This is a genomic window from Pseudoalteromonas sp. APAL1 (genome assembly GCF_021532475.1).
GTDB lineage: Bacteria > Pseudomonadota > Gammaproteobacteria > Enterobacterales > Alteromonadaceae > Pseudoalteromonas > Pseudoalteromonas lipolytica_C.
Map to the genome: position 1 here is coordinate 140,515 of NZ_JAKGAW010000001.1, position 14,925 is coordinate 155,439.

General features: G+C 40.9%; 18 protein-coding genes. 5 read left to right on the top strand and 13 right to left on the bottom strand.

Annotated features, from left to right (window positions below):
• Nucleotides 1-7 precede the first annotated feature (7 nt).
• From flgJ to L1264_RS00705, 11 genes are all read right to left on the bottom strand, one after another.
• Complete coding sequence (gene flgJ, locus L1264_RS00655) at nucleotides 8-964, bottom strand: flagellar assembly peptidoglycan hydrolase FlgJ (protein ID WP_135923826.1); 957 nt, start codon at nucleotides 962-964, stop codon at nucleotides 8-10.
• 204 nt (nucleotides 965-1,168) lie between these two features.
• On the bottom strand, nucleotides 1,169-2,263 hold the full coding sequence (locus L1264_RS00660; RefSeq protein ID WP_135923825.1) for a flagellar basal body P-ring protein FlgI: 1,095 nt from the start codon (nucleotides 2,261-2,263) through the stop codon (nucleotides 1,169-1,171).
• A gap of 12 nt (nucleotides 2,264-2,275) precedes the next feature.
• Nucleotides 2,276-2,959: a flagellar basal body L-ring protein FlgH gene (gene flgH / locus L1264_RS00665; RefSeq protein ID WP_135923824.1), complete on the bottom strand. Its 684-nt coding sequence runs from the start codon at nucleotides 2,957-2,959 to the stop codon at nucleotides 2,276-2,278.
• Nucleotides 2,960-2,974: 15 nt separating this feature from the next.
• Nucleotides 2,975-3,763: a flagellar basal-body rod protein FlgG gene (gene flgG / locus L1264_RS00670; protein WP_135923823.1), complete on the bottom strand. Its 789-nt coding sequence runs from the start codon at nucleotides 3,761-3,763 to the stop codon at nucleotides 2,975-2,977.
• Between the two features lie 21 nt (nucleotides 3,764-3,784).
• Entirely contained in the window at nucleotides 3,785-4,549 is a 765-nt protein-coding gene (locus tag L1264_RS00675; protein WP_054553307.1) for a flagellar basal body rod protein FlgF, read from the bottom strand.
• 149 nt (nucleotides 4,550-4,698) lie between these two features.
• Nucleotides 4,699-6,051: a flagellar hook protein FlgE gene (gene flgE, locus L1264_RS00680; protein WP_135923822.1), complete on the bottom strand. Its 1,353-nt coding sequence runs from the start codon at nucleotides 6,049-6,051 to the stop codon at nucleotides 4,699-4,701.
• A 56-nt stretch (nucleotides 6,052-6,107) separates the two neighbouring features.
• The gene (locus L1264_RS00685; RefSeq protein ID WP_135923821.1) at nucleotides 6,108-6,788 is read right to left on the bottom strand and encodes a flagellar hook assembly protein FlgD; all 681 of its coding nucleotides are present in this window, start codon (nucleotides 6,786-6,788) and stop codon (nucleotides 6,108-6,110) included.
• Nucleotides 6,789-6,801: 13 nt separating this feature from the next.
• Complete coding sequence (gene flgC / locus L1264_RS00690; RefSeq protein ID WP_135923820.1) at nucleotides 6,802-7,233, bottom strand: flagellar basal body rod protein FlgC; 432 nt, start codon at nucleotides 7,231-7,233, stop codon at nucleotides 6,802-6,804.
• Nucleotides 7,234-7,235: 2 nt separating this feature from the next.
• The gene (gene flgB / locus L1264_RS00695) at nucleotides 7,236-7,646 is read right to left on the bottom strand and encodes a flagellar basal body rod protein FlgB (RefSeq protein ID WP_135923819.1); all 411 of its coding nucleotides are present in this window, start codon (nucleotides 7,644-7,646) and stop codon (nucleotides 7,236-7,238) included.
• 134 nt (nucleotides 7,647-7,780) lie between these two features.
• The gene (locus L1264_RS00700; RefSeq protein ID WP_135923818.1) at nucleotides 7,781-8,611 is read right to left on the bottom strand and encodes a CheR family methyltransferase; all 831 of its coding nucleotides are present in this window, start codon (nucleotides 8,609-8,611) and stop codon (nucleotides 7,781-7,783) included.
• A gap of 21 nt (nucleotides 8,612-8,632) precedes the next feature.
• On the bottom strand, nucleotides 8,633-9,565 hold the full coding sequence (locus tag L1264_RS00705) for a chemotaxis protein (RefSeq protein WP_135923817.1): 933 nt from the start codon (nucleotides 9,563-9,565) through the stop codon (nucleotides 8,633-8,635).
• Nucleotides 9,566-9,707: 142 nt separating this feature from the next.
• On the opposite strand from L1264_RS00705, the gene flgA reads away from it, so the two are divergent.
• From flgA to flgN, 3 genes are all read left to right on the top strand, one after another.
• Nucleotides 9,708-10,412: a flagellar basal body P-ring formation chaperone FlgA gene (flgA, locus tag L1264_RS00710; protein WP_135923816.1), complete on the top strand. Its 705-nt coding sequence runs from the start codon at nucleotides 9,708-9,710 to the stop codon at nucleotides 10,410-10,412.
• A gap of 79 nt (nucleotides 10,413-10,491) precedes the next feature.
• Entirely contained in the window at nucleotides 10,492-10,812 is a 321-nt protein-coding gene (flgM, locus tag L1264_RS00715; RefSeq protein WP_199527930.1) for a flagellar biosynthesis anti-sigma factor FlgM, read from the top strand.
• Nucleotides 10,805-11,236: a flagellar protein FlgN gene (gene flgN / locus L1264_RS00720; protein ID WP_135923815.1), complete on the top strand. Its 432-nt coding sequence runs from the start codon at nucleotides 10,805-10,807 to the stop codon at nucleotides 11,234-11,236. Before flgM ends, flgN begins: the two co-directional genes overlap by 8 nt.
• A 97-nt stretch (nucleotides 11,237-11,333) precedes the next feature.
• Here the strand turns inward: flgN and L1264_RS00725 are convergent, their stop codons facing one another.
• Entirely contained in the window at nucleotides 11,334-11,792 is a 459-nt protein-coding gene (locus L1264_RS00725; RefSeq protein ID WP_199527917.1) for an LPP20 family lipoprotein, read from the bottom strand.
• A gap of 113 nt (nucleotides 11,793-11,905) precedes the next feature.
• Between L1264_RS00725 and L1264_RS00730 the strand changes: the two genes are divergently transcribed.
• Nucleotides 11,906-13,108, top strand: coding sequence for a flagellar assembly protein FlgT (locus L1264_RS00730; protein WP_135923813.1), 1,203 nt, complete (start codon nucleotides 11,906-11,908; stop codon nucleotides 13,106-13,108).
• On the opposite strand, the gene L1264_RS00735 is transcribed toward L1264_RS00730, so the two are convergent.
• Nucleotides 13,079-13,978, bottom strand: coding sequence for a LysR substrate-binding domain-containing protein (locus L1264_RS00735; RefSeq protein WP_235382555.1), 900 nt, complete (start codon nucleotides 13,976-13,978; stop codon nucleotides 13,079-13,081). The genes L1264_RS00730 and L1264_RS00735 overlap by 30 nt on opposite strands.
• Nucleotides 13,979-14,088: 110 nt before the next feature.
• Here L1264_RS00735 and L1264_RS00740 point away from each other — a divergent pair, with 110 nt between their 5' ends.
• Nucleotides 14,089-14,817: a glutathione peroxidase gene (locus tag L1264_RS00740; RefSeq protein ID WP_199527919.1), complete on the top strand. Its 729-nt coding sequence runs from the start codon at nucleotides 14,089-14,091 to the stop codon at nucleotides 14,815-14,817.
• The last annotated feature ends 108 nt before the right edge of the window (nucleotides 14,818-14,925 follow it).

Consider the following 14,925-nt stretch of genomic DNA (forward strand, 5'->3'; position numbering starts at 1 on the left):
TTACTCCTTAACGTACCAATGAAGCAGCGACACTTTGAAGCTCAACACGCTTCAGCACCTGCTTTATTTTATCGGCATAATTTGGATCAGTTGCATAGCCTGCTTTTTGTAACGAATCTAAAAAGGCAGCAGGTTCTGCAGTGTTTTTTAGTGCTTCTTCGTAACGCGGGTTTTCATTTAAGAAGTCAACGAAGTCATTCACACTGTCTTTAATTGATTGATATGCGCGGAAACTTGCTTGTTTTTTAACAGGCACGCCTTGTTCAAACTCAAGGGTAAGCTTACTTGCTTTATCACCTTGCCAACGCTGATCTGATTTAATATTGAATAAGTTGTTACTGCTTGTACCATCCGCTTTGCTGATGATGTGTTTACCCCAACCCGTTTCAAGTGCGGCTTGAGCAACCATAACCGCCGGATTCAGGCCAATCTTTTGTGCAGCATTTTTGGCATGTTCCCAGATAGAACTAATAAACGATTCAGCATCGTCAAAACGATTATTAGCCTGCTCATTTAGCTCAGTATCTGTAACCGATTTAGTTTGAGCATTAGCATCATCTTGCCCTCTTGCTCGTTTATCACTATCAAACTCAGTCGTCGTTCTTAGTACTGAGCCTGGGGTAAACTGTTTACCGTCTGGTGATAACTGCTGAACGATTAAATCAGCTAAGCCTAGCGAGCCATTCGACGACAACTCGACTGAAAGCTGTTGGTCATGCATTTCTTCAAAGAACTTCACGCCACTTGAATTAAATGGGCTATCTTTATCTTCGAATGCCTCATTGGCTTTACGCATACTTTTAAGCAGCATTTGCGTAAAGATAGATTCGAATTGTGCCGCCGCTTTTTTCAGCGCCTCTTTGGACGCATCGCTAGAGGCATCACTTTTCAGGGCACTTTGACGTAGTGAGTCTAAGTTACCTAAATCAAAAAAGTTTTGCTTGTCGAGATGATTAGTATCCATCAGCTTTTTGACACAATAGTTAATAATGCAAATTAAAATGCAAAAATTGCGCCAATAAAAATCTTTAGAAATGAATAGCTAATAAGTGATATTGGTTTTGACTAACTTTAAAACAATAGTTTTAGCTAATGCTTGAAGAGTGAAAGATATAAAAAGTGCTAAAAGATATGAAAACAAAAAACGCGCCCTAGAGCGCGTTTTAATTTAAATGATAACCAGTTGCCCGTTTATCGCCCCCGCTTCTTTTAAAGCTTCAAGTATTGCCATTAAGTCACCCGGTGCAGCCCCAACCTCATTGATTGCGCGTACGAGATCATCAAGATTAACACCTGGATTAAATACAAAAGCACGTGAGTCATCTTCATTCACATCAATAATGCTTTGATTGGTAACTGTGGTTTCACCCTCACTTAACGCATTTGGCTGCGATACATTTTGCTGCTCAGCGATTGTCACCGTTAATCCACCATGCGTAATAGCCGCAGGCTGTAGCTTCACGTTTTTGCCAATCACAATGGTACCGGTACGAGAGTTAACGATAATTTTCGCTGCTGTGTCTGCAGGTTTAAACTCTAAGTTTTCAAGAGTAGACAAATAAGCAACACGTTGAGACGCATCTCGCGGTGCTAACACGCGTACTGAGGCTGCATCGATTGCCTGTGCACTATCAGGGCCCACTAAATCGTTAATGGTTTGCTCTAAGCGCTTTGCTGTTGTGAAATCTGGACGATTTAAATTAAAAGTAATGTAATCGCCTTGCATAAACGGGCTTTTAATAGCACGTTCTACAATTGCACCATTTGGAATACGACCTACTGTTGGTGTGTTAATAATAACTCGGCTACCATCAGCACCTTCAGCACCTAGACCGCCCACAACTAAGCTACCTTGTGCAATCGCATAAGTATTGCCATCAACCCCTTTTAAGAAGGTTTGTAATAAAGTACCGCCACGTAAACTGCCCGCACTACCTATAGACGAAACCGTAATATCAATAGTTTGCCCAGGCTTTCTAAACGCTGGAAGCTCGGCGTGCACAGCCACCGCTGCGACATTCTTTATTTTCGGTTTTAAGCTATCAGGTAAAGTGATACCAAAGCCATTTAGCATGGCTTTAAAACTTTGTTGTGTGAACCGGCTTTGCTCACCTGTGCCTGGCAAACCAACAACAAGGCCATAGCCTACCAACTGGTTAGAGCGTACACCCTCAACCATAGACACATCTTTAACTCGCTCAGCTTGAGCAGAAAACTGTAGGCTGATTAAGCAAAGAGCAATAATGTATTTAAACCCATTCATGACTTTGTTCCTCTAAAATGGGAAAAGCGAACTGCTAAAGAATCGAGAAAGCCAGCCAGCACTTTGTGTTTCTTGCATTTGCCCTTTACCAGAATATTGTATACGTGCATTCGCTATACGGTTTGACGTGACTGTATTACTTGCTGAGACATCTTCTGGACGAACTAACCCTTCCAAACGAATAAACTCTTCACCGGTATTTAGCGTGAGCCATTTTTCACCACGGATCACTAAGTTTCCATTAGGTAAAACGCGCATCACATTGACAGAGATATCACCAAATAGACTATTCGATTGATTCGACTTTGAGTCACCTTTAAATGATGACCCTGAACCAATGCCAAATTGAATGCTGTCACCACCAATGTTAACCGGATTTCCACCTAACCCAATTACAGGGTCTAAGTTAGCATCTGTTTCTTTATCGGTTTCGGTTTTTGCTGCTTTAGTTGCTTGCGTTGACTCTTGCAATTTAACAGTGATGATATCGCCAGCACGCAGTGCCTTTTTATCAGAGTACAAATCGTTTGATGTATAGCTATCAAACAAAGACCCTGTTGGCACCATTTGTTCTGTTGTAGGCTCTGGGTACATAGGCGCATAGTAAGGGTCATCCTGAACCACATGATGATTTTGCGTTGTTATACAACCACCCAGCATAAAAGCTGCTGATGTGACTAAGATAAGATTACGCATGCTGCCTCCTACGACTTATAACTGTTGATTGATGTAACTAAGCATTTCATCCACTGCTGAAATCACTTTTGAATTCATTTCATAAATTCGTTGCGTTTCAATCAGATTAACCAGCTCTTCTGTTACATTTACATTTGACGTTTCAAGCGAACCTTGTACCACAGTACCTAAACCATCAATCCCCGGATTACCTTGCACTGGTGCGCCACTTACAGCTGTTTCTGTGTATAAGTTTTGCCCCATTGGCTCAAGACCCGATGGATTGATGAAGTCTGTTATAGTGAGCTGACCAATTACCACATTTTCTGCCTGACCTGCTACACGAACAGATACTTCGCCATCTTGTGACACCGTAATTGATTGCGCATCATTTGGCACATTCATTTCAGGTTGCAACGGGAAACCCGCACCTGAAGTTACGATACGACCGTCTTCATCTGTCGTAAATTGACCATTACGTGAGTAAGCAATATTGCCGTCAGGTAGCTGTACTTCAAAAAAACCTGGGCCTGAAATCATCCAGTCCAGTGAGTTTTCGGTCGTTAACATATTACCTTGCGAAAAGTTCTTTTGGTTTGCTACAACCTTAGCGCCAGCGCCAAGCATTAAACCTGATGGCATTTCAGTATCTTGAGACGAACGACCACCTGGTTGATTAATGTTTTGATATAGTAAATCTTCAAATACGGCGCGGCTTTTTTTGTAACCGACCGTGCTGGCATTCGCGAGATTATTTGAGATCACCGAAATATCGGTTTGCTGGGCGTCAAGCCCGGTTTTACTGATCCACAATGCTGGATTCATAACTCTACCCTCTCAGTCATCTTAAACAATGCGTAACAGCTGATCTTGACGCTCATCAAGCTCTTCGGCTGTTTTCATCAATTTAACTTGTAATTCAAATTGGCGTTGGTTGCTGATCATGTCGACCATTTCATGGACTGGATTAACGTTCGACATTTCAAGCGTACCTGACAGTACTTTTACATTGGGTGAAATATCACAGAACCCACAAAGATCATTGACCAACATATCTTCTTTTGGTCTAAATAAACCGTCATTACCTTTTTCAAGCTGAGTGTTATCAGCTTCGATCACTTTTAAGCGGTCAACCACTTCTAAAAAGTTGGCAGGTGCACCTTGCGGGCGCACTTGGATCGCGCCATCTTCGCTAAACTCAACCTTCTCAATTGGCAAAGGCAAGATAATAGGCCCGCCCTCGCCAATAACTTGACGGCCATGGCTGGTGATCAATGCGCCGTCAGGTGTGATGTTTAGTGTGCCTGTTTTGGTATAAGCTTCGTTACCTGATGCATCTTGCACACTGAGCCAACCACGGTCGCTCATGGCAATATCAAGCTCTCGGCCTGTCTCAACGAATCCACCCGATTCCATATTTGAACCAGGACGCTCTTGCATCGCAAACACACGTGATGGCAAGCCTTCACCAAAAGCCTGCATGGAACGCGCTTGTGCAAAATCAGCTTTAAAGCCAGTGGTGTTAGCATTAGCAAGGTTGTTAGCCTTTAACTCAAGACCACGCAAGCTTTGCTTAGCACCAGACATGGCAATGTAGACCATTTTGTCCATAACATTGACTCACTAAAAATACGATAACTAAAGAAATGCAATAAAAGTGCCAAAGTAAAATTGACGCATAAATAGGATGGTAAAAATGAAAAAAGGCTGCCAATTGAGGGAGCAGCCTTCGTGTCGGATTAAGCTCAGAGCCGTTTAGATTAACGGATCTGTAGGATGTTTTGTTGTAGTGTTGAGTTAACTTCTAATGCACGTGAATTTGCTTGGAAATTACGTTGTGCACTGATCAAATCAACAAGTTCACTTGTTAAGTTGACGTTTGACTGCTCAAGGGCTGATGAGTTAATTGAACCTAATGTACCTGAACCTGGTTCACCGGCAATTGGCTCACCAGAGGTTAAGCTTTTCTTCCATGCCGTGTTACCCACTTGCTGTAAACCTTGTGAGTTAGAAAAGCGCACCATTGCCACTTGGCCTAAGAATGAAGTATCACCATTACTGTAAGAAGCAACGATTTTACCATCTGTACCAATATCAATACCTGATAGACGACCTACAGTCGCACCATCTTGCTCTAGCGCTTTCACTTCAAAGTTACTTGCATATTGAGTCGGTATTTTATTCGTTGTACCAGCTTCATCGCGCCAATTGATGTTTACATCATCAGGGAAACTCGCACCGTTAGATAATAAACCAGATATACCGCCTGAAGGTATTGTTAATGGATTAAACGTAGCATCTGTATTTGCAGTTCCATCAGTGCTTTGAGGTAAACCACTTGAGTCAAACTGAAAAGTTGAAATAGGCGTATATGGCGACGTAGTTTGCTCAGTACCATTAGCAGCAAACGGCTTTTCATCAAGTGTTGCAAACACTTGCCATTCATTGTCATTACCAGTCACTGCTGCGTCAGTTTTAACAAAGAAGAACTGTAAAATGTGTGGCTCACCTAAAGAATCATACACTGTTGTTGATGTTGAACTGTTATACGATGCACTTGTCTCTGGGTCAAATGGTGTAACTGCTGGCGTTAATGCACGCGAATCTAAGTTAAACGACGAATAAACATTAGTCGTAGCGCGTGGAGAACCTGATGCATCAGGAATTTGTAGCGCAGAAGATGTGCTTAAACTAACAGAAGTTGTATCACCCGTTGCTTCATCAACAGGGAAACCTTGTAAGTAGTTTCCGCTAGCATCCACAATAAAGTTGTCTTTATTCAGTTTGAACGCACCAGCACGAGTATATGTAAAATCTTGTGCACCTAGGTCATTTGCCATGGCAAAGTAGCCTTCACCAGTAATTGCTAAGTCCAGTGAGTTATTAGTGAAAGATAATGAACCTTGGTGGAATTGTTGTGCCACCATTGTAGTTCTTACGCCGTCACCATTTTTAGTTTTACCTGAGCTAAATACTGATGATGCGTACACATCAGCAAACTCAGCACGAGACTCTTTAAAGCCTGTGGTGTTAACGTTAGCAATATTGTTTGCTGTTACATCTAAGTCTTTTTGCGCGGCAGCAAGGCCGGTTAATGCAATATTGAAGCTCATAAGTCACCTCTAAAGTGTCAATCTGTAGCACTAGGCTAACTAGTTAATCTGTGTAATTAAGCGATTTCTGCAACATCAGTTAGCCTAACCGCGCCTTCTTTAGTATTAATAATAATGCCGCTAGATCCATTGATATTAACGCTTTCAATATTTTTGAAAGTCGCTAAAGGTAGACTGCTATAGTCACCATTTTGGAATCCTTCAGCTTTAACTTCGTATTCGCCTGGAGGCAAAAGCTCTCCATCGTCATTTTTACCATCCCACTCAAAACGAACTGCGCCAGCCGATTGAGCGCCCATGCTGATGGTACGTACAAGTTGACCTGACTCATCAGTAATGCGAAGCGTAAGATCTTCAACAGGCGTTTCTGCAATTGCCGAACCTTTAGCAACGTTACTACCATCAAAATCAATCGTATTTGATTCTAATAGTGCTTGTTTACCAACTAAGGTCGAAGCTTGTAATGCCGAGTTCGATGTCATTGACGCAGTAAGTGCATCAAATTTTGAGTTTAAATTCGAGATCCCTTCAGCCATGGTAAAGTTGGTCATCTGAGCAATCATTTGATCATTATCAGCCGGCTTGCTTGGGTCTTGAAACGACAACTGTTGTGTTAAAAGCGAGAAGAAGTCTTCTTGCGTTAAAGTGTCATCTTTCTCTTCTGGTTTGTTTTGATTGTCCTGCCAACGTAAATTATCTAAATACGTGGATGACGCACTGCTGATGTCGTTACTCATAACTTATCCTCGGTTACCGCTGCCCAAGCAACAGTGTTTTACTTAACATTTGCTTAGCTGCATCAGCAACTTGCACATTTGTTTGGTAAGAGCGAGAGGCAGAAATCATATTAGCCATTTCTTCTACGACATTAACGTTAGGTTTGTAGATATAACCGTTTTCATCCGCACTGGGGTGATTAGGGTTGTACTCTATTTGCAGAGGCTTATCGCTCTCAACAATACCCAACACTTTTACGCCAACAGAAGAGCCCTGAGGATTGCTTTGTGTTGCTGACGCTTTAGTCAACTCCGCAGCAAAAACAGGATGGCGCGCTCGGTATGTTTTGTCTTGACTAGAGCTAATCGTATTCGCATTCGAGATATTACTTGCTGTTGTATTAAGACGCACATTTTGCGCGCTCATACCAGTGCCTGAAATATCAAAAACATTATATAAACTCATGATTAAGCTCCTTGACTACCGAGGGCTTTTTTAAGGCCTTTAATTTTACTACTCATAAATTGCAGGCTTGCCTGATACTCTAATGAGTTCTGTACATACAAGTTTCGTTCCACTTGTATATCAACTGAGTTACCATCACCTGTATCTGCTTGATTTGGCGTACGAAACATTTCTGCGTTACCAACAAACCGACTTCCACCGGCAAGGTGTTTTGCGTCAGTTCGTACCATGTTATTGCCGCCTTGCTGGTTGCTTTTTGCCGCTTTTAGAGCCGCCGCAAAATCGATATCTTTTGCTTTGTAGCCCGGCGTATCAGCATTAGCGATGTTTGTCGCTAATAACTCAGCGCGTTGTGAACGGATCAACATTGCATGCGGGTGCACACCAAATGCTTTATCAAAACTGATAGCCATAACCATCTCCAAAAAATTGACTCCGCTGGTGCAGATGCAAAAGGCAAGCCAAAATTAACTAGATAGATAAAGCACGGTAAGCTTTTGAATAATAAATAATTTAGCAACCTAAGAGCTAGGTTGCTAAGAAGAGGTTACTTTTTCTGGTAGATAATACCTGGGTTACAACGAACCATCTCGAAGCTATCACTTAAGCCAGCCATAGATTCAGATGCCCCTAAAAATAAATACCCTTTTGGATTAAGGGCCTGAGCAAATTGAGAGATAATTTTTGCTTTTACCTCTGGAGAGAAGTAGATCAGTACATTGCGGCAAAAAATGATATCAAACTTGCCCATTAAGGCGTAAGAATCTAATAAATTCAAATGCCTAAAGCTCACCATTTTTTTGATTGGATCAATCACCTGCGCCATGCCATTGCCGCTGTCTTTAAAAAACTTTTGCCGTCTTTCAATTGATAAACCACGGGCCAGTGCCAACGAGTCATATTCAGCATTTTTACACATATCAAGCATGGTATTAGATATATCAGTGCCGATAATCTGCGCGCCCATTTTAAGTACGCCAGGGTTTTTCGCCTGAAACTCAGCAACCGACATAGCAATTGAGTACGGCTCTTGGCCTGATGAACTTGCCGCTGACCAGATTTTTAGTGGCCTACGCACATCTTTCAACTCAGGAAACAGCTTTGTTTTGAGCAATTCAAATGGGTATTGATCACGAAACCATAAGGTTTCATTCGTCGTCATGGCATCCACAACAGCAGCACGAAGCTGTCTTTCATGTGGACTGAGCGTTTTACTAACTAACTGCGATAAAGACTCAACATTAAAGCGCACCATTAATGGCGCAAGACGACTTTTCACTAGGTAAAGCTTATTGTCGCCTAACACAATGCCACACTGTTGCTCTAGAAAAGAGCGAAATTGATCGTATTCGCTTTGTTGTAAGTGCTTATTTTCCAAAGTAATACCACCTATAAATAATTAATCACAATGAACCCACTTTTTAACAGCCGTTGCTAATTCGTCAGGGTTAAATTTTGCAATAAAATCATCTGCACCTACTTTTTGGATCATTGCTTGGTTAAATACACCGCTTAAAGAAGTGTGTAAGATCACATGCAAAGGTGATAATTTTGGATCCGCTTTTATCTCTGCCGTAAGGGTATAACCATCCATTTCAGGCATTTCAACATCTGAAATTAATAACCCTACGCGTTCAGTAATATCGTTTTGGCAATCGAGTTTTGCAATCTCACGTAACCGTAATAAAGCCTCTTTACCATTTTTAGCGAGTTCAGTTTGTACACCTAATGGCTCAAGCGCTCGTTTAACTTGGTTTCGCGCAACAGCAGAGTCGTCTGCTATAAAGACAATACGTTCGCCTAAGTCTCGCTGGATTTCACCATCACCCACTACTTCTGCACTTACTTCTGTATTCACAGGGCAAATTTCATTCAAGATTTTTTCTACGTCTAGAATTTCAACCAGCTCGTTTTCGATTTCGGTGACCGCAGTTAGGTAAGAATAACGACCCGCACCTGATGGTGGAGGCATTATTTTTTCCCAATTCATATTAACGATACGTTCAACACCGCCAACCAAAAACCCCTGCACAGAGCGGTTGTATTCGGCAATGATAATAAAACTGTCTTTGATATTTTCGATAGCAGGACCGCCAACGGCCATTGATAAATCAATGACTGAAATAGTCTGACCGCGAATGTGAGCTACGCCTCGTATATAAGCATTAGATTTGGGCATGTTTGTGAGTGGTGGGCATTGCAAAACCTCTCTCACTTTAAACACATTGATACCAAAGCGTTGTCGCCCTCTGAGTTTGAATAATAGTAATTCAAGGCGGTTTTGCCCAACCAACTGCGTGCGCTGGTTCACTGAGTCTAAAATGCCTGCCATTTCAATCTCCTAAAGATAAACAATCAGAGCCGGAACAATAATTGCTTTCTTTGTGTTAAAGCTACATAAGGTTACAAAGCGTCTGTTTTTTGACGCAAAATATTTATACCTTGTTTTCAACCATAAGCATAGTCGAAACAATATGAGTTTGTTAAAAAAAAGCCGAAGATACAGTGTTTTTTATTTCCTTGCTAGCTTGTTGTCCATTACACAAGTGCATGCAGAAGTATATAAAAACGAGCAGCTTCAACAGATCGCTATCGATTTTGTTAGTGAGCAGCTTACTGATCTAGAAAGTACACCACAAGTGAGTGCATTGCCGCTTGATAGCCGCATACCCGACAGAGTGTGCGAATCACCTTTAAGTAAAGAAGTACCAACAACACCTCCTTTTAATCGGCAGGTAACTGTACAACTTAAGTGCGAAGATATAAATAGTTGGACCCAATACGTACACGTGCGCATCATTGAGCTTGAGCCTGTGGTTGTTGTGACAACTCATTTAAGTCGTGGTGAAGTGATCAGGGCTGAACATTTACGTCTTGAAATGAAACCAAAACAGTTTGTTAGAACGCAATATGTGCAAGATGAGTCTATACTTATTGGCAGTCGAATTAAGCGCAATTTGCGTGACGGTACACCAATTGTAATGAGTCAGGTTTGCATGGTTTGTAAAGGCGACAACGTGACTATTTACGCTTCACTACGAGGCCTTAGAATTAAAACGACAGGCATTGCCCTTGAAGATGGTACGTTAGACGAATTAGTGCGTGTAAAAAACAAAAAATCAGGTAAAGTATTAAATGCACGTGTGGATGGTGTCGAGTCTGTTCAGGTAAATATTTAATTTTTTATATTTATGCTAAAGTATCCGCTGTGCCTGCCGATATAAAGGCATATGTTGGGTAATGTATAGGTCAAATATTATGGTAAGCAATGTCAATAATGGTCAACAACAAACCTCTGTGTTGACAAATACCAAGCAAAAAAAGCTTGATTTACAAAAAGATAATGCTAACGCTGCTGAAGCTAAGTCAGCTGCGCCAAAAGCAAGTGTAGATTCTGTAAGCTTAACACCTCAAGCTAAACAGCTTAAATCTTTGCAAGAAAAAGCAGAGCAATCGTCTGGTTTTGACAGTAACAAAGTTGCCGAGCTAAAAAAAGCAATTAGTGAAGGTAAATACCAAATTGATGCTGAAAAACTAGCGAAGAACATCGCCGCATTTGAGTTTGATGTCTATGGCTAATCATAATCATTTAATTGCCAGTAAACTAACACAACAAGTTTCTTGCTTGGAGTCTATTGCTGCGCTTTTAGATGATGAACTCAATGCAATCGCATCGAAACGTGGCGAAGGGTTAAAAAGTATTGCCCAACAGAAAATCTCTTTGCTGCAACAAATTCAAACTATCGACAAAGAAGTGCAGAAACTATCAGTCAATAATGATTCTAAAGATGACGACGTTACTGCTCTTATTAAGCAAGTGAACAGCCTACTTGCTGAATGTAAAAAGAAAAACGATGTTAACGCTCATGCTGCGCATCAAGCCCAACTAAGTGTTAAACAACTTAAAGATATCTTAATCGGTTCGCCTTCATCGATGACCTACGATCAAGGCGGCAGTGTGGTTCAAGGCGACAAAACAATTGTACATAACCTAAAAGCCTAGCAACTGATATTAAATTGAATACAAAAATAAAGCGCGATAATACCAAATTATCGCGCTTTATTTTTTAGAGCAGATTATACATTTCTGATGTTGTAACCTAGTAATAGGTTACTTTTTTCACTTCGCGTGGTTTTATTTCGCCAATATAAAGGTCATATACGCGTTTCATATCAAGTTGTAATTCAGTTGCGTAGGTATCGCCTACTGCATAAGTTTTTATAACCTGCGCACCTTTTATGACACCTAATACTTGGCTTTGTAATTGATCGTTTTGAGCAATACTGTTTTGCACTGTTGTGCCTGCGGAAATTTTTTGCCCATACACTTGCTCAGCAAGTTCACGGTAAGCTTCAAGCTTTGACGCTTTAATTGCAAGTAAGGTGCGTTGCGACTCATTGCTACTTGGTTGAGCGCTAATTGGCGCGTAACCTATTGCTTTTAGTACTGGATAATTATCAGGCTCTACATAGCGATACTCGACATGCTTGTCGAAAATACTGCTGCAACCTGTTAATGCTGTGCAGGCAACTAGCCCGCTTAATAAAAGTGCTCGCATAATTTGCTTCCGCTTAGAACTCATTTCTCGTAAATATGCACGTTTAATGCCACATCTGGTACAGTCCTTGCTCATTTACCTGTAATCTATGAGTATCAATGCTAGGTGTCAGCATGAAAGTTAAAATTATGGCAAATATAAAATGGCTTGGTTTAGTCAGTGCAATTGTTTTTTCAAACAATAGTTTAGCTCAATGGTTTGAGTCTACAGGGCATGCTACGGTCAAAAATGGTGATACTAGTCAAGCAAAATCAGCCGCAATAAAAGATGCGATAACGCAAGCTTTAGTATTCTCTGGCGCTCGAGTTTCCTCTGTACAAACCTTAGTTGACGGGGTTTTGACACAAGATCAACTAAAGATCAGTAGTCATGGTGAAATACAAAAAATTGAATTGATCAGCGAAAACCGCCATAACGACACCTATGCCATTACCCTGCGTTTAGATATTTTCCCACAAGCTGAAGAGTGCCCAGCAAATCAATACACTAAATTTATTGCAGTTACACAAAGCCAGTTGGCTAATCGTGAACAAGCTCGTATGGGCCAAATTTTTGACGTAAACAAAGCGATTAGTGAGCACCTGTATACCAGCTTAGAGAACACTCAAATGGCAGCTAAACCCACGGCTTATTATAATTTGCCGCTTAGAGTCGATCATTTCTTTACACAGCAATATGACTACAGTAATGCATTACTTGAAGAGATCACCAGCCGCAGCAATTCGCAATATGTATTGTTAAGTCGTATTCGCGACTTATCGGTCAACCATAAAATCAATAACGACTATGCTTTTTGGCAAGACGATAGTTTTAAGCGTGCATACAAAGTTGACTATGTGTTATTTGATGGCACGACATACGAAAAACTTTGGCAAAAAAGCTATCAAACAGAAGGGATTTGGCCATACAAAAAAACCGAAATTATCGATGTTTACAGCGACCGATTTTGGGCAACCGATTATGGCAAAGCCATTACCGACATAAACCAAACATTGACCTATGACTTGCAAGCAGTTATGGCTTGCTTGCCTACTCAAGGTAAAATTCTACATATTGAAAACGATAGGCTAATCATTAATCTTGGTAAAGCGCATGGTCTTGAACAAGGGCAAATACTAAATATTGCACATCATAATTACTTAACCGATGCGCAAGGTAACAAGTTGCCCCATAAGATAACCACGTTAAACCAGTTAAAAGTTACACAGCTTTATCAGCAGTCTGCGGTTGCAATAAGCATTGACCAACAGCCACTGCCAAATATTCAGATTAACGATATTGTTGAACTAGCTGGAAAAGAGCAAATGAGCTTTTAAACCTTCATGGTGGCTTAGCCATTGCGCTAACAACTCTACTCCAGCAATATGTGGGTAATGCTTACGCGTTGCAATAACCACATGGCGTTGCTGGTTTGGTTTCATCGTAAGGTAATTTATTCCAGCACGTGCTGTACATGCTAGTTTTGGTACAAAGGTAATGCCGTCATTCATCGCCACCAGCGCAAGTAAAGTTTCGATGCTATTACCTTTGTACTGATTAGACACTTCAACTCCTGCCGAAAAACAGAACTGTTCAGCTTGCTCTTTAAAGCAATGCCCCTCGTTTAGCATTAAAATATCGCATTCGTTTAACTCACGCAGTGCCACCTCTGTTCGGCTTGCAAGTGGGTGTTGTTCAGACACTGCCACTAAAAAATCTTCTTTATACAAAGACGAAATATGATAGCTCGCTAAATCTGGCACATCAGCGACAATCGCAATATCAATATCGCCGGCATCGAGTGCTGTCAGTATTTGTGCGGTTTGCATTTCAATGAATGAAAATTGTGTTTCGTTGAAGGCCTGCTTCATTGAAGTTAACAAGGTCGGCAATAAATAAGGCGCGATGGTAGGAATAATACCAACATTAACCTTCCCCTTGAGTGGATCGTGAGAGCTTGCCGCCAACTCTTTAAGCACCTTGGTTTGTTCAAGGATAAGAGAAATTTGACTAAGTAAACGCGTTCCTTGCGCTGTTAAAGTGACTTGTTTAGTAGAGCGATCAAATATTGTCACTCCAAGCTCTTGTTCAAGCTTTTTAATTTGTCCACTGAGAGTTGGCTGACTGACATAACAAGCATCTGCGGCTTTACGAAAGTGTTTAAACTGCGCCACCGCTTTTACATATTCAAAATCTTTTAAATTCATCGCAAACTCATCAATAGTTTTTAACTATCATAACGATAAAAACAAACGATTGGAACTATTAAGATATGGACGACATAATAGCACTCAACAAATCAAGAGGAATTAAAACAATGCTAAACAATATTGAAGGTCAAAAAGTACCAAACGTTACATTCGCAACCCGTGTAGACGAGCAATGGAAGTCAGTAACTACTGATGAAATTTTTAAAGGTAAAACGGTTGTGCTATTTGCATTACCCGGTGCATTTACACCAACTTGCTCATCAACTCACTTGCCACGTTACAATGAACTTGCAGGTGTGTTTAAGCAAAATGGTGTTGATGACATTGTGTGTATATCAGTAAATGATACCTTTGTAATGAATGCTTGGGCACAAAATCAAGAAGCGCAAAACATCACCCTATTACCAGATGGCAACGGCGAATTTACTGATGGCATGGGTATGCTAGTCGACAAAAACGACTTAGGATTTGGCAAGCGTAGCTGGCGCTACTCGATGCTAGTGAAAGATGGCGTTATTGAAAAAATGTTCATTGAGCCACAAAAGCCAGGCGACCCATTTGAGGTATCTGACGCTGATACAATGCTTGAATATATTAACCCAGCTCAAGTAAAGCCTGAGCCAGTGAGCATTATTACTAAACCTAACTGCCCATTTTGCACAAAAGCTAAGGCATTGTTAGACAGCAAAGGTTATGTTTACGAAGAAATTATTATAGGTAAACATGCTTCATTAACGAGTTTAAAAGCCATTTCAGGCCGTGAAACGGTACCACAAGTATTTATAGGTGGTGAGCATATAGGTGGTTCTGACGATTTAGAGAAACACTTTGCATAATTTTCAAGTTAGGGCTGCACTATGCAGCCCTTTTCAATTAAAACCACCACAACCTATTGATTAATATATAGATTAAGCAACTGGTCTGCTCTCGCCATCATCCATATT